Source organism: Paenibacillus sp. FSL R10-2771 (assembly GCF_038000205.1).
Lineage (GTDB): Bacteria > Bacillota > Bacilli > Paenibacillales > Paenibacillaceae > Paenibacillus_AQ > Paenibacillus_AQ phytohabitans.
Map to the genome: position 1 here is coordinate 83492 of NZ_JBBOBM010000001.1, position 26626 is coordinate 110117.

A 26626-nucleotide genomic window follows, 5' to 3' on the forward strand; every position below is an offset into this window, starting at 1 on the left:
TTATAGCAGGAATCCCTCTGCCGGCCGGACGCGGGTGGTGTGGGGGAATCAAGGGATAAATCCCACTAATCCGGCCGAAAGTGGGCGGTATGAGAAAATTAAAGGCATAAATCCCACTAATCCGGCCGAAAGTGGACGGTATGAGAAAATTAAAGGGATAAATCCCACTAATCCGGCTGAAAGTGGACGGTATGAGAAAATTAAAGGGATAAATCCCACTAAATCCGCCGAAAGTGGACGGTATGAGAAAATTAAAGGGATAAATCCCACTAATTCGGCTGAAAGTGGACGGTATGAGGAAATTAAAGGGATAAATCCCACTAAATCGGCTGAAAGTGGGCGGTACGAGGAAATGAAAGGGATAAATCCCACTAATTCACCGGGTACGGGCCAAACGAGGAAATGAGGGGCATTAGTGCTCCTGAATTCACCGGGTACGGGCCAAACGAGGAAATGAGGGGCATTAGTGCCCCTGAATTCACCGGGTACGGGCCAAATGAGGAAATAAGTGCCCTTGATCCCGCCGACTACGGGCAAACGAGGAAATTAGGAGCACAAGCGCCCTTAATTCCGCTGGATGTGGGGCAATTTTACCGATGCTATTCCAGAAGTAGTTTGTTCTTTTACCCACCCTCCTGATGCACTCCTGTATATTTAGCATCCACTGGCTGCCGGGTCTTCCGCAGATGCTGGAACCATGCGCCTCCGATCAGAGCAGCCCCGGCAGCAGTAATCCCGCCAATCAGTCCGAACACCGGGACAGGAGATTCTACCCCGTACAGCCCCAGCAGACCCGCCCCAAGCATAGGGCCGAAAGTGGTTCCGATCTTAACAAACTCCGAGCAGCCGAAATAGAGCCCCTTATTACTCTCCGGGGACAGCTCATCCACCAAGGCATCGAACCGAGCACCAATCAGCAGCTCCCCCAGACTGAACACTGTAATGAACAGCAGCGGCATCGACGGGGAGACGGGCAGCACAAAGAACAGAAAGCTTGCGGCAATCAGCAGATTGCTGGTGAGTACCACATGGAAAGGATTCCACTTCGAGATCCAGCGCAGTACGGCAAATTGCGCAGCCAGAATTACAACCGCATTGAGCGACAGGATCACCGAATACATCCGGGCACCGTCGGCCAAGGCAGAAGTGGAGTTTAAATATTGGGATACGGTTCCGTTCAGCTGGGAATACCCGAAGAAGGAGAAGCTCATTCCGGCCAGCAGGAGGAGGAATACATAGTCCTTGCGGATTGCACCAAGATTCTTGAGGCTGCCGATACTCCGGGCTGCAACAGAAGCGTGGATGCGGCCCCCGTGCCGGAAGAAGAATTGCGTGGAGACGCCATACAGAATATAAAGCACGCCCAGAATAACATAAGGAAAGAGCGTCAGCTTCATATTGAACATCAGGCTTAACAGCGGGCCGAGAAAACAGCCCAGATTAATCGCCGTATACCGCAGATTGAAGACGAGCAGCCGGTTCTCCGGGAGCGTTTCGGTGGACAGCACTTTTTTGCTGGCAGGCTCGAAGATGGAGTAGCATAATCCGTTAAGGCCGTTAAGCAGCAGGAAGGCCGGGAAGCTGTCCGCATAATAGAACAGAATGAATAGGCTTCCCCAGACTACGGGGACAACGGCGATGATTTTGTGCAGAGGCAGCCGGTCCGCAAGCGCCCCTCCGAAGCCGCTGAAGAGTACATTCACCAGCGGATTGATACTGAGAACACAGCCGGCCAGGAAGATGGAGAGATGTTTTTGACTCGTCAGAAAGATAGCCAGATAAGGGACGCTCATAAATAGTGCAGTTCTCGTGAAAAAAGTTCCGGCCAGAATGTTCCATACTCTACTGTTTAGTTTCCGTGACAAATGAAAGCCCATGATAATCCTTCCCCTGCTTTTTATATTTTGATTTGTGCCGAGTGTAGCATACAATGAAAATCAGACCGGGAAATTGTGCTGTATACTCACACGGCAGAGCGGAGGAGTGAAATCATGTTTCTGGGCTCTACAATTAGGCAAATCCGTTCCTCCAAAGGAATAAGCCAGTCGATTCTGGCGGATGGGATTATGAGCCGATCCAACTTGTCACGCTTCGAGGGCGGTAAATATTATCCCGGGTATGACAAGCTGATCCTCTTGCTGGACAAGCTGGAAATGTCCCTTGAGGAGCTGCTGTTCCTGCAGAATGGCTATGCACAGCCGGAGAAACGTACGCTTCACCTAAGTCTGGTGGAGGCGGCGAACCGTTATGAATTCGACAAAGTAAGAACGATCAGCTATGAATGCCGTTTCTTGTACGGGGCGACGCGCACGGAGGTTTATTATCATTTGTATCTGCTGGGCCAGGGTTTTCTGATTCAGTATCAGCGGGAGGATGAGATCAGGCAGTTAAGCGAATTAGCCGGGGAGATCAAGCCTTATCTGATGGGTGCGGACATATGGTATCTGTATGAGTTCAAGCTGCTGAATAATTTCCTGTTTACGCTAAGCAGCGGCGACGCGATCTTTTTTGGACTAAGGGCTGTGGATGAATTTGATAAATACCATGACTTTGCCGAGAGCCGGACCATCCAGCAGCATCTGATGCAGAACATCGCGAAAATTTGCCTGAAAGAGCATAATTACGAGCAAAGCCTGTTCTTCCTTAAAAAAGCGCTGCCCTTAGCGGATAAGACGAACTTGCTGTACGATAAAATTGTCACATTGGTGTACCATGAGCTCACGCTGCTCTGTCTGAAGCATAAAGAAGATACGCAGCAGTTATTGGGTTACCTGGATATTCTCCGGCAGCTTGAGTTCAATGACAGTTATGACGCGCTGCAGCAGGTGTGCCGGATACATCTGCCGGATATATTCTGATACATATACTATTGAATTTCCGCAAAAAAAGGTTGCCGCCCTATCACCGGGCGGCAACCTTCTTGGTTCTGCTTATTATTGGGGGGAAGAGATGCCGCTGCGCTTCTTGGCAAGCTCGCGCCGCACAACCGGAGCTACTTCTGTTGCCAGCAGCTCAATGGCTTCTGCCACCTTGGCATAGGGGAGGCCGCCGATATCCAGCTGGGTCATGAAGCGGTGATGGCCGAACAGCTCATGCTGATAGAGGATCTTCTCAATAATCTGCTGCGGGCTGCCCACGGCCAAAGTATTGTCCGGAGAGGTGAACCGGCCGAATTCATTGCGCGAGACGCGGTATTGCTGGCCGGGCTTCGGGCTGATCGCATTGCGGTAGCTGTAGTAATAAGGATAATACTCATCCAGCGCCTGCTGGGAGGTTCTGGCGATATAGCCGTGACTTGTGATGGCGATCTTCAAGTCTTCCGGCCTGTGCCCTGCTGCGGCGCCGGAACGGCGGTAGGTGTCGGCCAGATTCTGGAAAGGCTCCGGACTGCCGCTTAGAATGGCGATAGCCATACCTACACCCAGCGCCCCGGCCTTCTGGGCACTTTCGGCCGAACCGCCGATGCCGACCCAGAGCGGAAGCTTCTGCTGCAGCGGACGCGGGGCAATCTCGGCGTTATGCAGCGGGGAGCGGAACTTGCCTTCCCAGTTCATGACCTCATGCTGGTTCAGCGTGAGCAGCAGGTCGAGATTCTCGCTGAACAGCTGTTTGTAATCCTCCAGCTCATAGCCGAACAGCGGGAAGGATTCCAGGAAAGCGCCGCGTCCGGCGATAATCTCTGCCCGGCCGTCCGACAGCAGATCCAGTGTAGCGAAATCCTCGAAGACACGAACCGGATCAATCGTGCTCAGTACGGTGGTTGCACTGGTAAGCTTAATCCGCTCTGTAACCTGGGCAATAGCTGCCAGCACAACCGGCACTGAGGAGATGACGAAATCCAGCCGGTGATGTTCACCCACGCCGAATACATCCAGCCCCGCTTCATCGGCAAGCTTCGCGGCGGCAATCACTTCATGGAGCCGCTGGCGGGGGCTAATCCGCTGCCCCGTTTCGCAATCGGTTACGATATCCCCGAGTGTATAAATACCGAACTCGAACTCCGGTTCAGCCGCTTGCTTCGCTTGATCATTCCCTAGATTGTTCATTGGTACAGACCCCTTATTATCCAGAATATTTATTAGGTTTAAAGCTTAAGCTTGTCCGTTACAGCAAGGATATACTCTACTATACCATAACGACTTACAAAATGTAAGTATATGAGTGTAAGTTTGTGATATGAGGAGATGGAGATGAGCAGATGAACAAATGAGCAGATGAGCAGCAGCAGGCATTACCAAAAGCGTAATACTGTCTTTTGCGTATACACTTGATGGGATACAGAGTGCTTTCAGAAAGTCTATATCGGAAATAATTAATCCGGGCGGAATTTGTGTATTTTCATTGACAGATTTACAGATAGGTGATATTTTAAATTTACAAATTCCAATTGATTTACTTTGGATTAAAATCAGCCGACTGTACAGACAGAGGTGCCGCGCGAGTTCTATCGCGAGGTTCCTCTGTTTTTTTTGTATTACAATAGTACATTTATATTTCAGCCAGAAGGAGGAGCAGATATGGGAGAAGCTTTATTGTCCATCACACAGCTGAATAAGCGCTTTGATACCGCCGGAGGACATGTGCAGGCATTGCAGGATGTGGAGCTGCATGTAGAGGAAGGGGAATTCATCACGGTGATTGGTCCCAGCGGCTGCGGCAAAAGCACTCTGCTGCGCATCGTTGCCGGTCTGGATACCGGCTATACCGGCAACGTTACGCTGGAAGGTGCAGAGATAGGCGGGCCGGGGATCGACAAGGGGTTTATTTTTCAGGAGCACCGCTTGTTCCCGTGGCTTACGGTAGAGAAGAACATTGCCTCCGATCTGCCGCTGGGCAGGCCGGATATCCGGAAGCGGGTGGATGAGCTGATTGATCTGGTGAAGCTGGGCGGCTTCGAGAAGTCCTATCCCCGGGAGCTGTCGGGCGGGATGGCCCAGCGTGTGGCAATTGCCCGTGCGCTGCTGAGGAACCCGAAGATTCTGCTGCTGGATGAACCCTTTGGTGCGCTGGATGCCTTCACCCGGGCGCATATGCAGACGGTGCTGCTCGATATTTGGCGGCGGAACCGGACTACGATGATTTTTGTAACCCATGATATTGATGAAGCAGTATTCCTCGGCAACCGGGTCGTTATTCTGGAACCCCGTCCGGGTAAAATCCGCAAGATCGTACCTGTCGACCTCCCCTATCCGCGTAAAAAAACAACAACCTCCTTTCAAGAGCTGCGCCTGAAGGTATTGAACTACTTTGAGAAGGTCGATGAGCTTGAGCTGAAGGACGGGGCGGGAATATAAAGTGACTCCTGATTCGTTGTTCGTGGATCGTTGTTGTCAGAATGGATACTCCTCAGTAGACACGGTATACACATATTGTTGTACGTAATACAACTTTGATCAACGATACCAGGCGAGCTCGAAGGGATTGTTGTACAAAATACAAGAATTATCCCGCTAAGAGGCTTGGAGAGGAAGAATTGATGCCTTTTGTACAACAATTTTGAGTTATGAACGATATGATGAGGGAAATGTTGTATTTTGTGCAGGAAGACGGTGCAGGAAGGTTGTATTGTGAAAAAGAGTGAACAAGTGCGGATTTATATCCGACTTAATCAATGTGAATATACTAATTAATTCAGAGGGAGGGACAGCCATGGCTGAACGGGCTGTAGCGGCAGGGAGTGCCGGAAGAACAGGAAGGCCTGACGGCCCCGGAAAGGCGGCGATTGCCGGTCTGGGATTGCTGCTTCCGGCAGGTGTATTAATCCTGTGGCAGATTTTGAGCCATTACGGAATGATCTCGGAGATGCTGTTCCCGGCGCCTTCTACGATTGTCCAGTCATTCATTACCCTGGCATCTACCGGGGATTTATGGAGCAACCTCAGAATCAGTGTCGTGCGGGCATTGTCAGGATTTCTGCTTGGCGGCGGGCTGGGTCTACTCTTTGGCATTCTGGTCGGATTATTCCGCAGATCGGAGAAGCTGCTGGACCCCTCGCTGCAAATGATCCGGATGATCCCGAGCCTTGCGGTAGTGCCGCTGTTCATTCTCTGGTTCGGCATCGGGGAGGAATCCAAGGTGCTGCTGATTGCCAAGGGAGCGTTTTTCCCGATCTATATTAATACCTTTATGGGCATACGGGGAACGGATAATAAGCTGTTCGAAGTAGCCCGGGTGCTTGGCTTCAGCAGAGGGAAGCAGATTCTGCGGCTGGTGCTCCCGGCAGCAGTGCCGAATATCATGCTCGGTGTGCGCTTGTCGCTGGGTCTCTCATGGCTGGGGCTGGTGGTGGCGGAGCTCATTGCTTCCACCTCGGGGATCGGCTATATGATGTCGGATGCCCGCCAGTTTGCTGATACGCCTGTAGTGTTTGTCGGGATAATTGTATTCGCCGCTGCCGGGCTGCTGAGTGACACCATTGTCCGCCTGATCGAGCAGCGGCTGCTGCGGTGGCGGGACAGCTATCAAGGATAGGAGGGAAGAACCGCATGAGTGAAGGGATAGAAGCAATAATCAAGACTGCCAAGGGGGTAAGGGAAGCCCGTGATTATAGCGGAACCGCTCCAATTACTACGCATAACAACAAGAGAAGATTAATGGTTGCGTCCTGGAAAACTCTTTTGTCCGACTGGGGCACCGGGGCTGTTATTCCTGTAGCTGTAATCGCCGTATGGCAGCTTGCCGGAAGCGCAGGCTGGATCTCGCCGGAGTTTCTTCCGGCGCCGCTGACGATTCTCTCCGCTTTTGCAGATCTGGCGGTTAGCGGGGAGCTTGTCCATCATCTGGGCGTCAGTATCGGACGGGCTGGCATCGGATTCCTTATCGGAGGAATTCTCGGCCTGCTGCTGGGGACACTGACCGGCCTGTTCCGCAGTGCAGCCTATCTGCTGGACCCGAGCGTGCAGATTCTGCGGCTGGTTCCCCATCTGGCTATTGCCCCGCTGATCATTCTATGGTTCGGCTTCGGGGAGATTTCGAAGGTGGTTATTATCATGAGCGGCTCTTTCTTTCCGCTCTATATCAATACATTCATGGGCATCCGGGGAGTGGACAACAAGCTGTTTGAAGTAGCCCGGGTGCTCGGATTCAGCCCGCTGCAGAAGCTGCGGCGGCTGATCCTGCCGGCGGCGCTGCCGGGCATTCTGCTGGGACTGCGCCTGTCGATGGCTGTGGCCTGGATCGGTCTGGTGGTTGCCGAACTGATCGGATCACAGTCCGGGGTTGGGTTTCTCATTAATGAGGCGAAGCAGAATTCCAATACGGCCGTTATTTTTGTCGGAATTATTATTTTTGCAGTGGTCGGCAAGCTGATCGATTCTCTCTTCCGCATCATCGAACGCAAATTCCTGTACTGGCGTGACAGCTATCAAGGTTAAAGACAAGCTAATGAAACGCTAACGCTAATGAAACCAAGGGGGCAACAACATGAACCAACCGGCACTGAAGGAAACATTGAAACTGACGGCGGATGTACTGGTAATCGGCGGAGGTCCGGCAGGAACATGGGCGGCACTTACAGCCGCAGCTAAGGGAGTGAAGGTGATCCTGGCCGACAAGGGATACTGCGGCTCCAGCGGTGCAACTGCCCCGTCGGGCACCGGAGTCTGGTACGTGAAGCCGGAAGAAGAGCTGCGCGAGGCAGCGAAGGCCAGCCGTTACGCTATGGGCGGCAAGCTGGCTGAGCACCGCTGGATGGACCGGGTGCTGGACCGGACTTATGAGAATATGAACAGACTGGGCGTTGCCGGCTATCCGTTCCCGGTGGATGAGGAAGGCAATCAATACCGCCGGAGCCTGCAGGGACCTGAATATATGCGCCTGATGCGCAAGCTGGTGAAGAAGGCGGGCGTGAAAATTCTGGACCATAGTCCGGTGCTTGAGCTGCTCGCCGATGAGCACGGGGTAGCCGGAGCGGCCGGCGTGCAGACCCAGAGCGGAGAAGCCTGGAGTGTGCATGCCGGGGCGGTAGTTATCGCTACCGGAGGCTGCGCTTTCCTCAGCAAGGCGCTTGGCTGCAACGTATTGACCGGTGACGGGTACTTGTTCGCCGCTGAAGCAGGAGCGAGCTTGTCGGGTATGGAGTTCTCCAATGCCTACGCGATCTGCCCGACCTTCTCCTCCGTAACGAAGACTGCTTATTACAGCTACGCCAGCTTCTATTATGAAGACGGAACTGTGGTGGAAGGAGCAGGCTCCAAGAAGGGCCGCTCAGTCATTGCCAGGAATCTGCTGGCCGGGCGCCAGGTATTCGCGAAGCTTGACGGAGCGGATGAAGCATTACAGCCGCTGCTGCGGGTGGCGCAGACGAACTTCTTCCTGCCATTCGACCGGCGGGGCATTAATCCCTTCAAGGATGTATTCCCGGTGACGCTGCGGCTGGAAGGTACAGTCCGCGGCACAGGCGGCATACGGATTACAGACGAGAGCTGCGGCACTGGGGTTCCGGGGCTGTATGCAGCAGGGGATGCGGCTACCCGTGAGCTGATCTGCGGAGGGTTCACCGGAGGCGGCAGCCATAATGCCGCCTGGGCGATGTCTTCCGGCTCCTTCGCCGGAGAAGGGGCGGCAGACTATGCAGCCGGACTCGGCTGGCATTCAGTTCACCGTGCACCCGTAGGGTTATCCTCTTCACCGCTGGTTCACCAGGAAGTGAAGGCGGGCGCCGCTGCCAGAACCGCAGAATATGTGGAGGCTGTGCAGGCAGAAGTCAAACCGTACGATATTAATCTGTTCCGTACAGAGCAGGGGCTGGAATCTTCGCTGGAGCGTCTGGACGGACTATGGAAAGAGCAGCGCAGCCGGGAAATCCAGCGCACGCCGGAAGGTGTGAAGGCACGCGAAGCCGAAGCGATGACGGCAACGGCACGCTGGATGTACAGCTCCGCTCTGGCCCGTACCGAAACCCGGGGAATGCACAAACGGGAGGATTTCAAGGGAAGTGACGACAGCCAGCATCACCGCCTGATCAGCGGCGGACTGGACCAGGTATGGGTGAAGACAGAAGAGGTAGCGAAGGAGAGTGTATTGTTGTGATTGAAGTCATCAGCGCTGACCGGTGTGTAGAATGCAATCAATGTGTATCTGTCTGCCCGACCAATGTATTCGACAGGGTGGATAACGGAATTCCGGTTATCGCCCGGCAGAGCGACTGCCAGACCTGCTTCATGTGTGAGCTGTATTGCCCGGTGGATGCCCTGTATGTGGCTCCGGATTCCGAGGGTATTACCGGAATTACTGAGGCGGAGCTGGAACAGCAGGGACTGCTCGGCGGTTACCGCGAGAAGGTAGGCTGGGGCAAGGGCAGACAGCCGGTAGCCAGTCATGACTTCATGTATAAGCTGGCAGCCCGGGCAGGCTTCTGAGTGATGCGCCGTTATAGACACTAATCCAAATACAGGCAAGAGTCCTTATACAAACATCAAACATCCAGCAGACGACTGAGGGGAGAATACAGAAATGAGCAAATTGTACAGAGAGATTAAAGGTGTATGGAGCAAAGGGGGACGCCTCACGCTGATTACAGGTGTGGTGATGATCATGCTGGTGCTGCAGGCTTGCGGTAATAATACCGGCTCCGGGAACAACGGAACGGCAGCCAACGGCGCAGGAACGAATACGGCCGACGCGGCGGGCAGTGAGGCTTCAAGCAATGTTCCGGCTGTGCTGAATTTCGGATACATTGGCTCCAATAAGCTGAATGTACCGGGCGGTGCAGAAGGCTGGGGACTCTATAAAGGGATTATTCAGGAAGAGCTGAAGCAGTACGGAATTACCGAAGTGAAGCTGACCGGCTTCCCGAACGGACCGGATCAGACGGAATCCTTAATCAGCGGAAGACTTGATTTCGGCAGCCTTGGGGATACCCCGGCGATTATCGCCTACGCTTCAGGAGCCAAGACCCGGTTGATCGCCCAGACTTCCGCGCATACGGTCGGTTATCTGATCGGCAAGAAGGACGGACCAAAGACAGTGCAGGAACTGAAGGGCAAAACCATTGCGATCCAGAAAGGGTCCTTCATGCACCGCTACGTAGTCGGCCTGCTGAAGCAGGAAGGGGTAACCGACTATAAGCTGGTTCACATGCTGATTCCGGATGCTACCGCAGCACTTGCCCGCGGCGATGTGGACGCGACCACCAATAACGGTGTAGCGGCGCTTAAGCAGATCGAGCAGGGATACACTCATTTGGATGATGCCTCTACCCATCCGGATCTGCTCGGAAGCAGTGCTACCGTAGTGTCAGAGGAGTATCTTGCGAAATTCCCGGATTTCCCTAAGGTCTGGAATGCGGCACGGGAGAAGGCACTGGCCGACCTGAAGCAGCATGAAGATGAGTATTATGAGTTCCTGGCCGAGATCGGGGATACAACCCCGGAACTCGCGAAGCAGGTGAATCCGATCAGTGATATTAAGGATACAGCCTTCACGGAAGACGGCACGAAGCTGCTGGAGGGCACCAAGAACTTCCTCGTGGAAGAGAAGCTGGCCAAGAAGGATTTCAACATCAGCGACTGGCAGCTCAAGTAATTCATGACAGGTAAACAGGTAAACAGGTAAACAGGTAAACGGAGGGGATGCAGATGTCCGAAGAAACCTTGACCATTGAACATTTCAAGCTGCCGCTGGAGAACGGGCTGTATCTGGAGGGCGAGGTGCGGGTTCCTGCGGGGACTGCACCAAAGCCCGTCATCCTGATCAGCCATGGCTTCCGAGGACATAAGGACTGGGCATTCTGGCCGGAGGTCTCCGGCAGACTTGCCGGGAGCGGGTTCTACACCGTAAGCTTCAATTTCTCACGGATCGCTGCCCGCAATTTGGACGGGGTTAGCCCGGAGGAAGCTGCCGGAGCGGCTACGCTGAGCCGGGAGCTGCTGGATCTGGAGCAGGTGCTCCACAGCCTGCTTGAGGGCAGGCTGCCGCTTGCCGGACTGGCCGACACGGAGCGGATAGCGGTTCTGGGGCACAGCCGTGCAGGCGGAAGTAACATTCTGTTCGCGGCAGAGCATCCTGAGGTGAAGGCGCTGGTGGTCTGGAACGGCGGTTCACCGCCGCAGCCGCAGCAGGGTGAAGGTGCCCCGGCGCTTACGCTGCAGGAGCGGGCGATCCGCGAGGATCAGCAGCGTAACAAGGAGCGCTTCGATCTGGAGAAGGCACTCGGCATAGTACCGGCCGCAGCGCTGCTGATTCAGGGTGATCAGGACCGTGAAGCCTTGCTGCAGCAGCATGCAGGCTTCAGGGAACAAGCGCCGCATCACCGGTATCAGAGCATCCGGGGTGCGGATCACACCTTTGGCACGGTGGACCCGTACGAAGGCTCCACCTCTGCGCTGAATGAGGCTGTTGCCTCGACAATAGCATTTTTGCAGGAGAAGCTGGTCTGATCTTAATTCTACATTTCAGGGGACCATGAAGAGGGGGAAGCGGAATGCCGCAGCAGCAACAGCAGGCAACAACAGATGTTCTAGTGCTGGGCGGAGGCCCGGCCGGAGCATGGGCGGCATGGAGTGCAGCTTCTCAGGGAGCGAAGGTAATTCTGGCCGATAAGGGATATCTCGGAACAAGCGGGGCTACCGCGCCGGGAGGAACAACGCTGCTGGTGATTCCGCCGGTGGCAGAGCTGCGGGAGCAGGCTGTGCAGGCCAGACTTAAGGCAGGCGGCTATCTCTCGGAGAATGCCTGGATTCACCGTGTGCTGGATCAGGTCGAGCAGAATCTGGAGCTGGTAGAGGAGTGGGGGTATCCCTTTCCGAAGGATGAGGAGGGCAGGCCGCTGCGGACGCATCTGCATGGCCCGGAATACATGAAGCTTATGCGTAAAGTGGTGCGCAAGGCGGGGGTGCGTATATGGGATCAATCGCCGGCGCTGGAGCTGCTCCATGATCAGCACGGCGTGGGCGGAGCACGCGGAATTAACCGCTTAACCGGGGAGACCTGGGAAGTGAAGGCGAACGCGGTGATTATGGCTACCGGAGGCTGTGCCTTCCTCAGCAAGGGGCTGGGCTGTAATGTGCTCACGGGCGAAGGACTGCTGATGTCAGCCGAGGCTGGTGCCGAGCTGTCGGGTATGGAATTCACCCGGCAATATGCTCCGAGCTTCGCGGACGGAACGGTAACGCGCGGGCGGATGCTGGCCTGGGCCACGCTGTATGATGAAGCGGGAAGGCCGCTGCATCAGGGTGACCGCACCTTCGGCAGCATCCCTGAGCTGATACTGAGGGGCCCGGTCTACGCCTCGCTGGATCTGGCGGATACGAAGGAGAAGCAGGATTTCCTCCGTAACGCCCATCCGATCTTCTTCATGCCGCTGGAGCGGGCGGGGATTGATCCGTTCAAGGATAAATTCCCGCTTACGCTGCGCTATGAAGGCACGATGCGCGGCACGGGCGGCTTGCGCCTGACCGGTACCGATTGTGCCACCTCGGTGCCGGGGCTGTATGCGGCCGGGGATGCCGCATCCCGCGAGAAAGTCACCGGCGCCATCTCTGGCGGCGGCGCCTACAATGCATCCTGGGCCATCTGCAGCGGCAGCTGGGCAGGACAAGGCGCGGCGCGGCACGCTCTGCAGGAGCCGCGTCCGGCGGACAGCCGGCTGCTCCGCGCGGCGGGCCGCTACGGGATGCCGGCTGGCGCCGGCACAGCCAGGGCGCTGGACGCGAAGCCGCTGATCGCGGCGGTCCAGCGGGAGATCCTGCCGCTGCGGATTAACTACTTCCGCAGCGAGCCTGTGGTCGCCGCAGCCCTGCAGCGGCTGAACAGCCTGATGCCTGAGCTCAGCGGGCAGGTGCCCGCGACGGTTCAGGGCATCGTGCAATCGCGTGAAGCGGCCGCCATGCTGAATGTCGGCCGCTGGATCTACACCGCCGCGCTGGCCCGCAAGGAGAGCCGCGGCCTGCAGCGCCTGGCCGAGTATCCGGCGCTGGACCCGCGCCAGACCCACCGCCTGATCCTCTCCGGTATCGATACGATTGGCATCCGCACCGAAAGTGTGTCTCATGCCCAGGAGCTGCGGATACCAAGAGAGGAGCGGGCGATATGATTGAACTGGTCAGCCAGGACCGCTGCATCGGCTGCAGGCTGTGCGTGAAGGTCTGCCCGACGAATGTCTTCGAGATGCAGGGCAAGCTTGCCGTCATTGCCCGCCAGGAGGATTGCCAGACCTGCTTCATGTGCGAGGCGTATTGTCCGGCGGATGCGCTCTATGTGGCGCCGCAGGCAGATCTGTCCATGGAGGTGGATGAGCAGGAGCTGATTGAATCAGGCCTGCTGGGCAGCTGGCGGGCAGAGATCGGCTGGAACCCGGGTGCGGAGGATACGATGGCGGAGCGGGACACGACACCTTTCTTCGAGGTGTTCACCGAGACTTACCGCGGCAAGTAATCAGGAATAAGCAAGTAAATGACAAAAAGGTGTTCTGCAGCCCTTGCCGGCAGCGGAACACCTTTTTTTATTTGAATATTTCACGGGTAACATAGCCTTCGTCATTCTCGCTATAACGCTTTACAGCAGCTTCTGAATGGCAGGCTCCATGTCCAGCGGATCAACCGGAGATTCGAAGCGCTCCACCACGTTGCCGTTACGGTCAATCAGGAACTTGGTGAAATTCCATTTAATCTCATCGTTTGTGAGCGCTGCAGGATCACGTTCCTGAAGCATGGTGTGCAGCAGCTTGCCGTTTGAGTCCGTGTCGTCAAAGCCCTGGAAGCCAGCCTGTTCCGTCAGATAAGCGAACAGCGGATGGCGGTTATCCCCCTTAACATCAATTTTTTCGAAAAGCGGGAAGGTTACGCCGTAATTGATCTGGCAGAACACGTTAACCTCTTCATTGGAGCCGGGCTCCTGTTCGCCAAACTGGTTGCTGGGAAACCCGAGAATTTGCAGGCCCTGCTCCTGGTACTTCTCATGAAGCTTCTGAAGGTCGGAGTATTGCGGAGTATAGCCGCATTTGCTGGCAGTATTAACGATCAGGAGGACTTTATCCTTGTATTGTTCAAGCCGGGTCTCTTTCCCCCGGATATTGCGGGCCTCATACTCATAAATGCTCATTGCTGCTTCATCCTCCCGGTATATGTAATTAATATTTACAACTATTTAATTGTAAACAATTTAATTTTAGGTGTCAAACTAATTATAAATAATTAGGGCAATACTAATGTTGTGCCCTTACATACATATCCAGGGAAGCCCCGGCAGCCCTTTATGAACTTTTATATATTTATATATACGAAGTCCCCCGGTTGAGATTATACTAAAGTGAACGAACCGTTTTTTCAGCAGGCGGAGCGTCTCCCCATACGTATAACACAGACACAAGAATATTATGCTGGAGGAAATTGAATGAGCACTACGGAACTTACTAGCCAACTTTCCAGTTTCACAGGAAGATTACTGCGGGAACGCTTTGGGAAAGGGCCTGAATCAATACACGCCTCTATCGGGAAGCAATGTATAGCACTGCATATCCGTAATTTTATCGGACCTGTGGAGAGATTTTTGTTAAATAAGGAAGAAGAACAGGCGTTTCGCTATACGAGAGAGCTTTTGATGAAGTCTCTGCTGCCCGAACTTGCGGCTTACCTGAAGGAAACGATGGCTATGGAGGTTGGCGAGCTTTTCTATGACTGGGGTATACATAACGCGTCTGGAATGATCGTTGCGCTCATTAAGAATGACGCTATGATTATTGACGATTATGCCGGGCGTCAAGAAGTCCATGCCCAGATTAATGAAGTTAGCAGAAAGGTTCAGAAGGAACCGGTCTATACCGACTCCTGGTGGCTGGGCCCGCGCATTCTGATTATCAAACGTGAGGGTATCCTGATCCCGCTGGAGAAGGAACTGATTGGCCTTGGTTATGAGAATACGCTTAAGACCACCAAACGCAAGATGGAAAAACGATATTTGGAGGATACCACCACGATTGCCCCGATGCTCGGCAAGGAACTGTCGGATATATATGTGGATTGGGATTTCGACAAAGATACCAGTGTGATAGCTTATACTTTTCAATAAGTTTAACTATAAATAGGGCGGAAATGAGTCGGACATGCGAATGAGCCGAACATGAGCCGGAGAAGGGGGAATGGTCCCTTTCTTCGGCTTTTTTATTTTTTTTCCTGTTTATGGGCTGTTGTTCTGGGACTTTTTAGGAGGATATGCCGGATGGAGGAATACAAGCGGACAGTATTATATGTGGAAGATAATCAACTCAACATGGCCCTAATGCATCATATCTTCAAAAGAAACCTGCCCTCCATATTGCTGCTGGAAGCTGAAACGGCAGAGCAGGGGCTAAGTATGGCCCGTGAAGCACTGCCGGATCTGATCATCCTGGATATCGGGCTGCCCGGCCTTAACGGATATGAAGCTCTGGAAATATTGCAGCAGGATGAGGCTACTTGCCATATTCCGGTACTGGGAACCAGTGCGTTTGCTCAATTATCGGATATTGAAAAAGCCAAAAACAGGGGTTTTGCCGCGTATATTACCAAACCGTTCCAGGTCAAAGCCTTCACCGAAACGGTGAAGAGGCTGCTGGACGGCGGGCTCTAAATCAAGGATAAAGTAATGCAGGAATGAATCGAACAAAGGTGGGGAACTGGGGAGAACTCTGTCTGAATTCTGGTTCGCAGGTTAATATAATCTGCTATACATTTTATAGTTTATATTTCGACATAATCATTTGACTTTCGCCCGGATATGCAAGATATTTATATTACAGATTTGAACTAAAAATGCATGTATTACTCCACGAACGGGCGGTGGAATTTATGCTAAGACAACATACGGAGATCTCTTCTCCATTCGAACAGGCATTCAAAAAGGGGACTGCCGGAGTCGCATTTCTCTCCATTTCCGAAGAATGGACTAGTGTGAATCCGGCGGTAACGCTGTTGCTGGGATACACGGAAGAACGATTGCTGGGACATGGCTTCACGGAGTTTCTGAATGAAGATTCCCTGGAGATACATAGGCAAAAGATGGGGACTCTAAAGGCGGGAGAGGTTCCCTTTTTTGAATGCGAACTGAATTTCCGGCATGCAGACGGCTCTGTAGTTGCAGTACTGCTGCATGTTTCTCTGATTAGCGAGCCCTCTACGGGAATGGGCTTGTATTATATCGTTCATCTGGCCGGATTGCCGCACCCGGAAGCTAAGTCCAAGGAAGAACTTCCTGCACCGCCAGATGAGCTGTACCGCCTGATTGCAGCCAACATTAGAGACATTGTATATTATGCTACCCCGGATGGTATCTGCAGATACTGTTCTCCTTCGATTGTGGAAGTACTCGGGTATAAGCCTGAGGAATTGATCGGCTGTGATATCCGCGGACTGGTTCACCCCGGGGATATGGAATTTATGAGCGCACCGCAGGCGGCTGAGCTTCAGAGTGTGCAGCTGCGGATTCTTCATAAGGACGGGCGGTATCTCTGGATTGAATTCACGCTGCGGATTGTGGAAGACAGCGGGAACTGGAGCGTGCTTGCCGTAGGCCGTGATGTGACACAGCGCAAGATTATGGAGCAGAAGCTGCAGGAATCGGTAGAGCGGTATACCTCGCTGAAGAAATATAACCATGATGCGATTATTTCCCTGGATCTGGAAGGTAACATTATCAACGGGAATGAGAAGGCCGTAGAGCTGACAGGCTACACGATTCCTGAGCTGGTGGGAATGAGTGTCGGACGGATTATCGGGAACCACCATCTTCACGACGTAATCAGCTTCTGCCAGAAGAAGGGTTCCATGGAACGAAGCATTGACCTCATCTGGCATAAGGACGGACATTCCGTGGAGGTGCTGACAACCCTTGCCCCTATCATTATCAACAATGAGACGGTGGGTTTTTATATTATCGTCAAGGATATTACCGAGCAGAAGAAGCTGCTGATCGCCAAAGAAACCGCCGAGAATACGAACCGGGCCAAAAGCGAGTTCCTGGCTATGATGAGCCATGAAATCCGCACGCCGATGAACGGGGTGATCGGGATGACCGATCTGCTGCTGGACCTCAGTGATCCGGATTCTCAGCAAAGGGAATACCTGGAAATCATCCGCCAGAGCGGAGAATCCCTGCTGAATATCATTAACGATATTCTGGATCTGTCCAAGATTGAGGCGGGCAAAACCTCATTGCATGAAGAACCGTTTGTCCTTCAGCACTGCATGGAGTCTGCTCTGGAGCTGCTGCAGCTTAAGGCGGAGAATAAGGGCCTCGCCATCCAGGTGGAGGTAGGTCCGGATGTACCCGCTGATCTGATCGGGGACGGAGAACGCTTGAAGCAGATCCTGATCAATCTGGTCGGCAATGCAGTGAAGTTCACTCACACGGGCGGGGTAAAAGTCGGCGTGCAAAGGATACGGGGAGAAGAGGCTGCTGATGGGGTAACGCTGCAATTTACAGTGGCGGATACAGGAATAGGCATTCCGGAGGATGCCCGCAGCCGGTTGTTCGAGCCGTTCTACCAGCTGGATCATTACATGAGCCGCAAACATGAAGGAAGTGGTCTGGGGCTGGCGATCAGCAAGCAGCTGGTTGAAATGATGGGGGGCAGGATTCAGCTGGAGCCGCAGACCGGGCAGGGGGCAACCTTTGTATTTACGGTGGTGCTCCGGACCGAGAAGCAGGCCCAGACTGCTGAGGGGGCGGAGCCGGGCCTGCTGAGTCCGCAGCAGCTCAGCCGTTCTTTGCGCATCCTGGTGGCTGAAGACAATGTCATTAATCAGATTGTGCTGCGCAAAATTCTGGAGAAGCGCGGGTTCGCCGTGGATGTTGCGGAAGACGGGCTGCAGGTAGTCGAGATGGTCACTCAGCGCAGCTATGATCTGATCTTCATGGATGTGCAGATGCCCGGCATGAACGGCCTGGAGGCTACATCGAGAATCAGGCAGACGCAGCCGGCAGATTCGCAGCCGGTCATTATTGCCGTAACGGCTAATGCACTCAAAGGCGACCGGGAATTATGCATTGAAGCCGGAATGGACGAGTATATCAGCAAGCCGCTGAGAAGCGAGACGATAGTGAATGTTATCGGAAAATTCTTTTAATCAGCAGGCAGTCTTCCGTCTATCCATCAATGATTAACGTTGCTGCGTTAAAGCTGTAATGCGTCACTCTGACATCTTGCATGTGGAAGTCATTTTGATTAAGATAGCAGAAACCGGTATACAAGACGCACCGATATACCATTAAATGACAATGACGAAGAGAGTAAGCACTTTATAGCGGATCTTAACAGGGAAGGTGTGCCGGAGACTGAGAGCACCCTCATTTGACGCTTAGTGCCGAAGTTCACTTCCGAGTCGGCCCCTGAAGTACACTGCTGCAGCAGGTATGAGTAGGGAGGCCCGCTTCCAGCGTTAACGGGTGTAAGACAGAGTTAATCCGGTCCGGGAATGAGGTAACAGCTTTCCGGGTGCTGACGCGTCAGCAGGATTCATCTCTAAATAAGGGTGGTACCACGGCTCCTCGTCCCTTGCGACGGGGGGCCTTTTTGCGTTCGTTCATAGGATTAACTATTAACTACTTAAGGGAGTGTCAGGAAATGAGTAATGTGGAATTGGATAAGCTGAGAGCACGGCTTGATGAAATTAACGGACAACTGCTGGAGCTGATCTCGGAACGTGCGGAAATCGTTCAGGAAATCGGAGTGCTCAAGGAGAAGCAGGGTGTACCGAAGTTCGATCCTGAACGCGAGAAAGCCATGCTGGATAAGCTGGTAGCAAGCAACAAGGGACCTTTCACCAGCGGCACGATCCGTACCCTGTTCAAGCAGATTTTCTCTGCTTCACTGGATCTGCAAAGCACGGAACATAAGAAGTCCCTGCTGGTAGCCCGGAAAAATCACGCCGAAGATACAGTAATTACCCTTCCGGGTAATGTAACCGTCGGCGGATTATCTTCGCTGATGGTTGCCGGACCCTGCTCGGTGGAGAGTGAGCTGCAGACCCGTACAGTTGCCGCTGCCCTGCAGAAGGCAGGAGTGAAGGTGATGCGCGGCGGAGCCTTCAAGCCCCGTACCTCTCCGTATGATTTCCAGGGACTTGGAATGGACGGTCTGAGAATTCTGCGTGAAGCAGCGGATGAATACGGGCTTCTGACCATCAGCGAAATTGTAGACCCGCGTCATATTGAAGAGGCCCTTGATTATGTCGATGTTATTCAGGTCGGTGCACGGAACATGCACAACTTCGAACTGCTCAAAGCGGTAGGGGAAGTGAACAAGCCGGTACTGCTGAAGCGCGGATTATCCGCTACACTGGATGAATTCGTCCATGCGGCAGAATACATTATGTCCCGGGGCAATATGGAGATCATACTGATTGAACGCGGCATCCGTACCTATGAGAAAGCGACCCGTAACACGCTGGATATTTCGGCAGTGCCGATTCTCAAGCAGGAATGCCATCTGCCGGTGCTGGTCGATGTGACCCATTCCACCGGACGCAAGGATATCCTGATCCCATGTGCCAAAGCCGCACTTGCCGCCGGAGCCGACGGCATCATGGTGGAGGTGCATCCCGATCCGGCAACCGCCTTATCGGATGCGGCGCAGCAGCTTAATATTGAAGAGTTCAACACCTTCTTCAATGAAGTGAAAGCCTCCGGACTGTACCGTTAATTTTAATATCTAGAGTTCAGGCGAAAATAGCAGGATCGGTGAGAACGGGGCAGGAAGTAGCGCTTACAAGCACAGGTTGGACTTTTGTGGAGGTTAAGGCGGGTCAGGTACAATAAGAAGCATTGGCGGTGCACCGGCCCCGGGCTCTATGGAAGAGCCTATAACCTTATAACAAGACACAGGAGGAGCAGCACAATTTGAAGCAGTCAAGCTTATACAACAACGGTTGGTTTTCCAACACACGGAGCGACATTCTGTCAGGTATGACCGTGGCGATTGCCTTAATCCCTGAAGCGATTGCTTTCTCCATCCTCGCCGGCGTAAGCCCGATGGTTGGATTGTACGCATCTTTCTGTATTGCTATTGTGACGGCATTTGCCGGCGGAAGACCGGGCATGATCTCAGCGGCGACCGGAGCGATGGCGCTATTGGTCGGCAGCCTGGTGATTTCACACGGAATTGAGTACCTGTTCGCAGCCACCGTACTGGCGGGAATCTTTCAGATTCTGATGGGGATGCTGAAGCTTGGCAGATTCATCACGTTCCTGCCGCAGCCGGTAATGACCGGCTTCGTCAACGCATTAGCCATTCTTATCTTCATGGCCCAATTGGTGCATTTTGAAGGACAGGGCTGGATTATGTATGCGCTGGTGGCACTTACACTGGTCATCATTTATACGGTTCCGCGGATCACGAAGGCGGTCCCTTCGGCACTTGTAGCGATTATCGCAGTTTCTGTACTCAGCATTGTTCTTAATCTGGATGTAAGAACCGTAGGCGATATGGGCACCATTACTTCGGCTCTGCCGGTGTTCCATCTGCCGGATCTTCCCTTCACGCTGGATACACTGCTGATCATTCTGCCCTATTCACTGTCGCTCGCTGTAGTCGGATTGCTGGAATCCCTAATGACCGCAACGCTGATTGATGATATTACCGGCACCGGCAGTGACAAGAACCGGGAAGCGAAGGGACAAGGCCTGGCCAATATCGTGACCGGCTTCTTCGGCGGGATGGCAGGCTGTGCAATGATCGGCCAGTCGATGGTTAATATGAAATCGGGCGGACGTACACGGCTGTCTACTTTTGTATCGGGGATCTTTCTTTTGTTCCTGATTCTCGTTCTGGGCGATGTGGTTAAGCAGATTCCGATGGGCGCCTTGGTTGGTGTTATGATCATGGTCTGCATTAGCACCTTCGAGTGGGGTTCACTGAAGACTTTAGCCAAGGTGCCGCTCAGCGATGCACTGGTCATGATCGTTACGGTAGTCACCGTGGTAGTGACGGATAATCTGTCGATCGGCGTATTGTTCGGTGTTCTGCTAAGCGCTTTGTCTTTTGCCTGGAAAATGGCTTCAATAAAGCTCGGCGTCCATACGACGGCATCTGTAACTACCTACAAAGTATCGGGCCAGCTGTTCTTCGGTACAACCAGTCATTTCGTGCATGAATTTATGTATGAGAGTGATCCGCAGCAGGTGATTATCGACTTCTCCCATTCCCATGTGTGGGATCAGTCGGCGGTGGGAGCTATTGCCAAAACGCTGGACAAATACGCGGCACTCGGCAAAAAGGTAACGATTACCGGATTAAATGAAGAAAGTGCCCGGCTGGTGAAACGGATCGGCCTGAGCTTGTCGGGCGGGCATTGAAGGATAAATGTATTGAGGCTGTCTTTGGAGCTGTTATGGCTTCAGAGGCAGTCTCTTTTTTTGTAATATCTTTTGCGGCAGGAAAAAGGAATTTCGAAAAAATTGTCGAAATTTTCCGGTAGAGGGACATTTGTCATTGCGTGTTCAGGAATGACCCTACTTTATTAACGCAATTGCCGTGCGCGAAAGGGAATGCCTACATGTTTTCTTTTATCCGAACAAGACTTATTGCCCGTATCCTCTGTATCATGACTGTAGTCATTCTATGTATCACGGCAGGGAACATTGCGATTCAGCGGGCGAACACCGGATCAGCGGTGAAAGGGACGATCAGCAGTTACAACATGAGTATTGCCAGCCATTATGTTACGCAGATTGATGCCGGCCGTTACAGCGAGTTCCTGGCCGATCCCCGGGAATCGGATCTGTATTGGTCGCTCCGCAATGAACTGGATCAGTTCAGGGTGTCGATCGGTGCCCGTTATGTATACTTTGTCAGGATCGATGAAGCCAATCAGCCGCAGCTGATGATTGACGGCAGACCGGAGGGGGACCCGCTGGCTTCGCAGATTAATGAAATTACAGATATGCCGGCTGCTGCAGTTGAGGCGGTCCTTGCAGGAGAGAATGCGAGTACGCCGCTGATCATGAATCCTGAATATGGGGATTATATCTCGGCATTTGTACCGGTGAAAGGGGCTGACGGGGCTCTGATCGGGGCGCTGGGCATTGACACCGATGTCGCTGTCCTTAGCAGCCTGACCCGTGACGTCCTGATCCAAAGTCTGCCTCTCTATGGTATTATTCTCGCCTTATCCCTGGCCGCTTTGGCGGTGCTGGCCTGGTTTGTATCCCGGTCATTGCGTCCACTGGGGACGATCACGCAGAGTGCGGGCACCATGGCCAGGGGCGACTTGGCTGAGGCCGCGCGGATTCTGAATGCCCGTCCGGTCAGGTCCCGGGATGAGATTGGAACGGCTTATCAGGCGATGCTTCAGATGTCAGGTGATTTGAATGCAAGAGTGAGAGGGATGGTGTCTGGTGTGTCCACGGCATCCGATTCTCTCTACGGCTCCTCTGAGACATTCGCCAGGAATGCCGATGATGTACTGAAGATGAGTGAGGCCGTTAACGGCAGAATCGGCGACATCTACGCCGGTGCCCATTCGCAGACCGAAGGAGCACAGAGCAGCGCTGTGGCAATGGATGAGATGGCGCAGGGGATTTCGCGCATTTCGGCAGCTTCGGCCGTTGTCTCCGAATTCGCGGTCAAGGCTCTGGATATCGTGCAGTCCTCCCAGACTGCCATGAATCATACGAATCAGCAGATGAAGTCGATTTCCGTATCTACCGGCCATACCCTGGACATCGTGCTGCTGCTGCAAGGCTATGCGAATGAAATCGAGGGCGCGCTGGCTGCGATCAGGCAGTTCGCCGATCAGACGAAGCTGCTTGCGCTGAATGCCTCGATTGAGGCAGCGCGTGCGGGAGAACACGGGCGGGGCTTCACTGTCGTAGCCGGAGAAGTACGCAAGCTGGCGGAGGGCTCTGCGGCTTCGGTCGAGCGGGTTGCCGATTTACTGATTCATATCGGCAATGCCTCAGCAAGCATTGGTACGCAAATGACGGACGCTTCCCATGAAGTCAGTGAAGGTGTGCGGATGTCTGCCGAAGCAGAAGCTGCGCTGCTGGAAGCATCGGCCGCTTTTCGTGAGGTGGCCGGACAGATTGTCGATATGTCGGCGACGGCAGAGCAGCTGTCAGCAGGCACAGAGGAGGTTGCTGCAACGGTGGGCAGCATGGCTTCCATTGCCGGAGGTGTCTCGGAGCAGACAAGGCAGATCCGTGAGCTGACCGGTCTTCAACTGGAGAAGATCAAAGAAGTATACGAAGCTTCGATGATGATCAGCGCGAATACAGGCGACTTGCGGGAAGCTATCCGGCAGGTGAAGGTGTAAGCGGCGCTTCAAGTGTTGATCGGGCGTAGTAGCAGGTGTTCGCTCTCCGGCTTTCCAAAGTGTTCGACTATTGGTATGATTACAAGGAATGCGAACATCTACTACCGATTACATGGAGGAATTAATAATGAGTGAAACTACAATATCCGGGATTATTGATCATACGCTGCTGAAGGCGGATGCCCGTAAAGACGATATTATCAAGCTGGCTGAGGAAGCCAAAGCATACAAATTCGCTTCGGTCTGTGTGAACCCGGCCTGGGTGTCCACGGCCCATGCAGTGCTGAAGGATACGCCGGAAGTTAAAGTATGTACAGTGATCGGGTTCCCGCTGGGATCGTCCACACCGGAAACCAAAGCCTTTGAAACCACCGATGCGATTGCTAACGGTGCCGGCGAAGTGGATATGGTTATCAATATCGGCGCACTGAAAGACGGTAATGACGAGCTGGTGAAACGTGATATCGCCGCAGTGGTTGAAGCTGCCCGCGGTAAAGCACTGACCAAAGTCATCATTGAGACCTGCCTGCTGACCGATGAAGAGAAGGTCCGCGCCTGTAAGCTCGCTGTAGAAGCGGGAGCAGACTTCGTGAAGACTTCGACCGGATTCTCCACGGGAGGCGCAACGAAGGAAGATATCGCACTCATGCGGGCGACTGTCGGCCCTGCTATCGGCGTTAAGGCATCCGGCGGTGTGCGCAGTGCGGAAGATGCCCTCGTAATGGTCGGAGCAGGCGCTACCCGGATCGGGACAAGCGGCGGCGTAGCCATTGCCAAAGGTGAGCAAAGTCAGAGCAGCTACTAAATACAACTCAGCTATGCACAGAAAAGGCTGTGGCCTCCTGGATTTCGGGAGGCCGCAGCCTTTTCGTTTCTGTAAAGGGAATTAGAATAGTCGTCTGGTATCTGTTGTAGATAAGCTGAATATGAAATGGGCCGCCGAAAGTTAGCCGAGTGGGCTGAGCGGCGGAAATAAAGAGATAAATCCCACTAAATCGGCCGGAAGTGGGTTGAGCGGCGGGATTAAAGGGATAAATCCCACTAAATCGGCCGGAAGTGGGTTGAGCGGCGGGATTAAAGGGATTAATCCCACTAAATTGGCCGGAAGTGGGCTGAGCGGCGGGATTAAAGGGATAAATCCCACTAAATCGGGCGGAAGTGGGTTGAGCGGCGGAAATAAAGGGATAAATCCCTCTAAATCGGCCTGATGTGGGCTGAGCGGCGGGATTAAAGGGATAAATCCCACTAAATTGGCCGGAAGTGGGCTGAGCGGCAGAAATAAAGGGATAAATCCCTCTGAATCAACCTGAATTTTGCTGTACTGCAGCGTGCTCCCTTATAAAAGGACGCTAACGCTTCGCTGGGAGGAAAGGAGGGGTATAAGTGCACCTGAATCCACTGGACACTACCCTCTGCTACCGAATCATATGCTTAAGCGTCTGCACAACTTTTATGACGGGGAAGAGGCAGACTGATTGAACACAGCATCGGCTCCTATAACACGGAGCTTCATCGTTATACGGTAAGTTACGACACCTGAAGCTGGGTCGAAATAAGGGTGGATTTATCACAAAAATTTAAAACGGATAACGTTATTCTCCGGCTCTCGCTGCTTGCGGAGGGATTTTTTGTTGTGGCCCGAGAAACAGGCTTGAATTATCCTTTTATTAAACTAATAAAACATAGGGAAATAATGAGAATTTTATCTTTCCAAATGACATGGTTTGTGAGAGAATAGGTACAATTCTTAATTGTTAACCTTTGCCATTATACCTTTAGAGGAGGAAATACCCCATGTCAGAAGAGCGCAAGCTGTCATTTGAAACCTTAACCGTTCATGCAGGCCAGGAGATTGATCCAACTACTTTAGCCCGTGCTGTACCGCTGTATCAGACCACATCCTACGGTTTCCGTGATGCAGAGCATGCTGCCAATCTGTTCGCGCTTAAGGAGTTCGGCAACATCTATACCCGGCTGATGAACCCGACCACCGATGTGTTCGAACAGCGCCTTGCCGCGCTGGAGGGCGGGGCGGGTGCGCTTGCGACAGCTTCCGGAGCAGCGGCTATTTCCTTCTCTATTCTGAATATTGCCGGTGCAGGAGATGAGATTGTTTCCTCTGCAAGCCTCTATGGCGGGACGTATAATCTATTCTCCACGACGCTGCCCAAGCTGGGGATTAAGGTGCATTTTGTTGATTCGGACAATCCGGAGAACTTCCGGGCAGCGATTACGGACAAAACCAAAGCGCTCTATGCCGAAACCATCGGCAATCCGCAGGGTAACGTGCTGGATATCGAAGCAGTGGCGGCTATCGCCCATGAGCACGGGATTCCGCTGATTGTCGATAATACCTTCCCAAGCCCGTACCTGCTGCGTCCGATTGAACACGGGGCGGATATAGTAGTGCATTCGGCTACCAAGTTCATCGGCGGCCACGGCACCTCCATCGGCGGAATTATTGTGGACGGCGGCAAGTTTGACTGGAAGGCAAGCGGCAAGTTCCCCGGACTTACAGAACCGGACCCAAGTTATCATGGGGTAGTCTACACTGAAGCTGTAGGACCTATTGCTTATATCATAAAAGCACGCGTACAGCTCCTTCGTGACCTCGGCGCGGCGATCTCGCCTTTCAATTCCTGGCTGCTGCTGCAGGGACTCGAAACGCTGCATTTGCGTCTGGAACGCCATAGCCAGAATGCCCTCAAGGTAGCCCAGTATCTCGAAGCGCATGATTCTGTAGAGTGGGTAAGCTATGCCGGGCTGCAGAGTCATCCGTCCTATGAGCTGGCGAAGAAATATCTGCCCAAGGGGCAGGGTGCCATCCTTACCTTCGGAATCAAAGGCGGAGCAGCGGCAGGCGTCAAGCTGATTGAGAATGTGAAGCTGTTCTCCCATCTGGCCAATGTCGGTGATTCCAAGTCGCTGATCATCCATCCGGCAAGCACTACACATCAGCAGCTGTCAGACGAAGAGCAGATTACGGCCGGGGTTACTCCGGAGCTGCTGCGCTTGTCCATTGGTACGGAGTCGATTGATGATATCCTCTACGATCTGGAGCAGGCAATCGCTGCCAGCCAGCAGCCGTAAATTTAAGTATCGTCCGGCTAAGTATCGTCCGGCGATTTCCAAGGGTATAAGGATGTACAGTATAATATTGCTATGTTTTAACCTGAGGGCACAATTCAATTGAATTGTGCCTTTTTCTCTCCGTTACTGTACTGAAAATAAGCTCCTTTTCATTGTTCCATTGGGGATAGCCGATTCCCGGGACCTGTTCGGGTGTAAGAAAAAGAAACTTTCCCCTAAAGTAACTACACGATATTTAACGATAACAGTTTGGGTCTGTTCAGGAGATTTGAGCAAACTGTAATGGTATTCCGTCATAGCATTCCATAAGA

The 26626-nt window shown here is 53.2% G+C and carries 21 protein-coding genes and 1 pseudogene; 19 read left to right on the forward strand and 3 right to left on the reverse strand.

All coding sequences use genetic code 11. The annotated features are described in order from the left end of the window. Positions 1 to 623 precede the first annotated feature (623 nt). Positions 624 to 1865, reverse strand: coding sequence for an MFS transporter (locus NSU14_RS00475; RefSeq protein WP_340942062.1), 1242 nt, complete (start codon positions 1863 to 1865; stop codon positions 624 to 626). 126 nt (positions 1866 to 1991) lie between these two features. Between NSU14_RS00475 and NSU14_RS00480 the strand changes: the two genes are divergently transcribed. Next, positions 1992 to 2858: a helix-turn-helix domain-containing protein gene (locus tag NSU14_RS00480; protein WP_336102479.1), complete on the forward strand. Its 867-nt coding sequence runs from the start codon at positions 1992 to 1994 to the stop codon at positions 2856 to 2858. 75 nt (positions 2859 to 2933) lie between these two features. On the opposite strand, the gene NSU14_RS00485 is transcribed toward NSU14_RS00480, so the two are convergent. Next, a complete protein-coding gene (locus NSU14_RS00485; protein ID WP_076247058.1) occupies positions 2934 to 4046 on the reverse strand; it encodes an LLM class flavin-dependent oxidoreductase in 1113 nt (370 codons plus the stop codon). A gap of 471 nt (positions 4047 to 4517) precedes the next feature. On the opposite strand from NSU14_RS00485, the gene NSU14_RS00490 reads away from it, so the two are divergent. From NSU14_RS00490 to NSU14_RS00530, 9 genes are all read left to right on the forward strand, one after another. Next, positions 4518 to 5294 (forward strand): ABC transporter ATP-binding protein, encoded by a 777-nt coding sequence (locus NSU14_RS00490; protein ID WP_042140068.1) that lies wholly within the window; start codon positions 4518 to 4520, stop codon positions 5292 to 5294. Between the two features lie 355 nt (positions 5295 to 5649). Beyond that, entirely contained in the window at positions 5650 to 6471 is an 822-nt protein-coding gene (locus tag NSU14_RS00495; protein WP_340942068.1) for an ABC transporter permease, read from the forward strand. 14 nt (positions 6472 to 6485) lie between these two features. After that, a complete protein-coding gene (locus NSU14_RS00500; RefSeq protein WP_052422116.1) occupies positions 6486 to 7373 on the forward strand; it encodes an ABC transporter permease in 888 nt (295 codons plus the stop codon). Positions 7374 to 7422: 49 nt separating this feature from the next. Next, positions 7423 to 9030, forward strand: coding sequence for an FAD-dependent oxidoreductase (locus NSU14_RS00505; RefSeq protein ID WP_042140066.1), 1608 nt, complete (start codon positions 7423 to 7425; stop codon positions 9028 to 9030). Further along, on the forward strand, positions 9027 to 9359 hold the full coding sequence (locus NSU14_RS00510; RefSeq protein WP_042140065.1) for a 4Fe-4S dicluster domain-containing protein: 333 nt from the start codon (positions 9027 to 9029) through the stop codon (positions 9357 to 9359). The genes NSU14_RS00505 and NSU14_RS00510 overlap by 4 nt, the downstream gene beginning before the upstream one ends. Positions 9360 to 9453: 94 nt before the next feature. Further along, entirely contained in the window at positions 9454 to 10524 is a 1071-nt protein-coding gene (locus tag NSU14_RS00515; protein WP_042140064.1) for an ABC transporter substrate-binding protein, read from the forward strand. A gap of 53 nt (positions 10525 to 10577) precedes the next feature. Continuing rightward, positions 10578 to 11378, forward strand: a complete 801-nt coding sequence (locus NSU14_RS00520; RefSeq protein WP_340942074.1) for an alpha/beta hydrolase family protein — start codon at positions 10578 to 10580, stop codon at positions 11376 to 11378. Between the two features lie 44 nt (positions 11379 to 11422). Next, a complete protein-coding gene (locus tag NSU14_RS00525; RefSeq protein ID WP_340942076.1) occupies positions 11423 to 13033 on the forward strand; it encodes an FAD-binding protein in 1611 nt (536 codons plus the stop codon). Then, entirely contained in the window at positions 13030 to 13374 is a 345-nt protein-coding gene (locus NSU14_RS00530; protein WP_039297374.1) for a 4Fe-4S dicluster domain-containing protein, read from the forward strand. Before NSU14_RS00525 ends, NSU14_RS00530 begins: the two co-directional genes overlap by 4 nt. Before the next feature lie 120 nt (positions 13375 to 13494). Here the strand turns inward: NSU14_RS00530 and NSU14_RS00535 are convergent, their stop codons facing one another. Beyond that, entirely contained in the window at positions 13495 to 14040 is a 546-nt protein-coding gene (locus NSU14_RS00535; protein ID WP_039297377.1) for a glutathione peroxidase, read from the reverse strand. A 291-nt stretch (positions 14041 to 14331) separates the two neighbouring features. Between NSU14_RS00535 and NSU14_RS00540 the strand changes: the two are divergent. From NSU14_RS00540 to NSU14_RS00580, 9 genes and pseudogenes are all read left to right on the forward strand, one after another. Then, positions 14332 to 14421: pseudogene (locus tag NSU14_RS00540) on the forward strand (Na-translocating system protein MpsC family protein); the annotation flags it as partial. Positions 14422 to 14538: 117 nt separating this feature from the next. After that, positions 14539 to 15006 (forward strand): Na-translocating system protein MpsC family protein, encoded by a 468-nt coding sequence (locus NSU14_RS00545; protein WP_340948870.1) that lies wholly within the window; start codon positions 14539 to 14541, stop codon positions 15004 to 15006. Positions 15007 to 15156: 150 nt separating this feature from the next. Continuing rightward, the gene (locus tag NSU14_RS00550) at positions 15157 to 15546 is read left to right on the forward strand and encodes a response regulator (protein ID WP_076247047.1); all 390 of its coding nucleotides are present in this window, start codon (positions 15157 to 15159) and stop codon (positions 15544 to 15546) included. A 218-nt stretch (positions 15547 to 15764) separates the two neighbouring features. Then, entirely contained in the window at positions 15765 to 18041 is a 2277-nt protein-coding gene (locus NSU14_RS00555; protein ID WP_076247044.1) for a PAS domain-containing hybrid sensor histidine kinase/response regulator, read from the forward strand. Positions 18042 to 18538: 497 nt separating this feature from the next. Then, a complete protein-coding gene (locus tag NSU14_RS00560; RefSeq protein WP_042140059.1) occupies positions 18539 to 19615 on the forward strand; it encodes a bifunctional 3-deoxy-7-phosphoheptulonate synthase/chorismate mutase in 1077 nt (358 codons plus the stop codon). Positions 19616 to 19812: 197 nt separating this feature from the next. Further along, positions 19813 to 21267, forward strand: a complete 1455-nt coding sequence (locus NSU14_RS00565; RefSeq protein WP_042140058.1) for a SulP family inorganic anion transporter — start codon at positions 19813 to 19815, stop codon at positions 21265 to 21267. Between the two features lie 248 nt (positions 21268 to 21515). Beyond that, positions 21516 to 23225 (forward strand): methyl-accepting chemotaxis protein, encoded by a 1710-nt coding sequence (locus NSU14_RS00570; RefSeq protein WP_256703995.1) that lies wholly within the window; start codon positions 21516 to 21518, stop codon positions 23223 to 23225. A gap of 127 nt (positions 23226 to 23352) precedes the next feature. After that, positions 23353 to 24030, forward strand: a complete 678-nt coding sequence (gene deoC, locus NSU14_RS00575; protein ID WP_042140056.1) for a deoxyribose-phosphate aldolase — start codon at positions 23353 to 23355, stop codon at positions 24028 to 24030. A 989-nt stretch (positions 24031 to 25019) separates the two neighbouring features. Continuing rightward, positions 25020 to 26315 carry a homocysteine synthase gene (locus NSU14_RS00580; RefSeq protein WP_042140043.1) on the forward strand — a complete coding sequence of 432 codons (1296 nt, stop codon included), beginning with the start codon at positions 25020 to 25022 and terminating at the stop codon, positions 26313 to 26315. The last annotated feature ends 311 nt before the right edge of the window (positions 26316 to 26626 follow it).

What these genes read in the sequence shown, in the direction of transcription:
- NSU14_RS00480 (WP_336102479.1), top strand. Translation starts at nt 1,992, where the DNA reads ATGTTTCTGGGCTCTACAATTAGGCAAATCCGTTCCTCCAAAGGAATA.
- NSU14_RS00485 (WP_076247058.1), bottom strand. Translation starts at nt 4,046, where the DNA reads ATGAACAATCTAGGGAATGATCAAGCGAAGCAAGCGGCTGAACCGGAG.
- NSU14_RS00490 (WP_042140068.1), top strand. Translation starts at nt 4,518, where the DNA reads ATGGGAGAAGCTTTATTGTCCATCACACAGCTGAATAAGCGCTTTGAT.
- NSU14_RS00495 (WP_340942068.1), top strand. Translation starts at nt 5,650, where the DNA reads ATGGCTGAACGGGCTGTAGCGGCAGGGAGTGCCGGAAGAACAGGAAGG.
- NSU14_RS00500 (WP_052422116.1), top strand. Translation starts at nt 6,486, where the DNA reads ATGAGTGAAGGGATAGAAGCAATAATCAAGACTGCCAAGGGGGTAAGG.
- NSU14_RS00505 (WP_042140066.1), top strand. Translation starts at nt 7,423, where the DNA reads ATGAACCAACCGGCACTGAAGGAAACATTGAAACTGACGGCGGATGTA.
- NSU14_RS00515 (WP_042140064.1), top strand. Translation starts at nt 9,454, where the DNA reads ATGAGCAAATTGTACAGAGAGATTAAAGGTGTATGGAGCAAAGGGGGA.
- NSU14_RS00520 (WP_340942074.1), top strand. Translation starts at nt 10,578, where the DNA reads ATGTCCGAAGAAACCTTGACCATTGAACATTTCAAGCTGCCGCTGGAG.
- NSU14_RS00525 (WP_340942076.1), top strand. Translation starts at nt 11,423, where the DNA reads ATGCCGCAGCAGCAACAGCAGGCAACAACAGATGTTCTAGTGCTGGGC.
- NSU14_RS00530 (WP_039297374.1), top strand. Translation starts at nt 13,030, where the DNA reads ATGATTGAACTGGTCAGCCAGGACCGCTGCATCGGCTGCAGGCTGTGC.
- NSU14_RS00535 (WP_039297377.1), bottom strand. Translation starts at nt 14,040, where the DNA reads ATGAGCATTTATGAGTATGAGGCCCGCAATATCCGGGGGAAAGAGACC.
- NSU14_RS00545 (WP_340948870.1), top strand. Translation starts at nt 14,539, where the DNA reads ATGAAGTCTCTGCTGCCCGAACTTGCGGCTTACCTGAAGGAAACGATG.
- NSU14_RS00550 (WP_076247047.1), top strand. Translation starts at nt 15,157, where the DNA reads ATGGAGGAATACAAGCGGACAGTATTATATGTGGAAGATAATCAACTC.
- NSU14_RS00555 (WP_076247044.1), top strand. Translation starts at nt 15,765, where the DNA reads ATGCTAAGACAACATACGGAGATCTCTTCTCCATTCGAACAGGCATTC.
- NSU14_RS00560 (WP_042140059.1), top strand. Translation starts at nt 18,539, where the DNA reads ATGAGTAATGTGGAATTGGATAAGCTGAGAGCACGGCTTGATGAAATT.
- NSU14_RS00570 (WP_256703995.1), top strand. Translation starts at nt 21,516, where the DNA reads ATGACTGTAGTCATTCTATGTATCACGGCAGGGAACATTGCGATTCAG.
- deoC (WP_042140056.1), top strand. Translation starts at nt 23,353, where the DNA reads ATGAGTGAAACTACAATATCCGGGATTATTGATCATACGCTGCTGAAG.
- NSU14_RS00580 (WP_042140043.1), top strand. Translation starts at nt 25,020, where the DNA reads ATGTCAGAAGAGCGCAAGCTGTCATTTGAAACCTTAACCGTTCATGCA.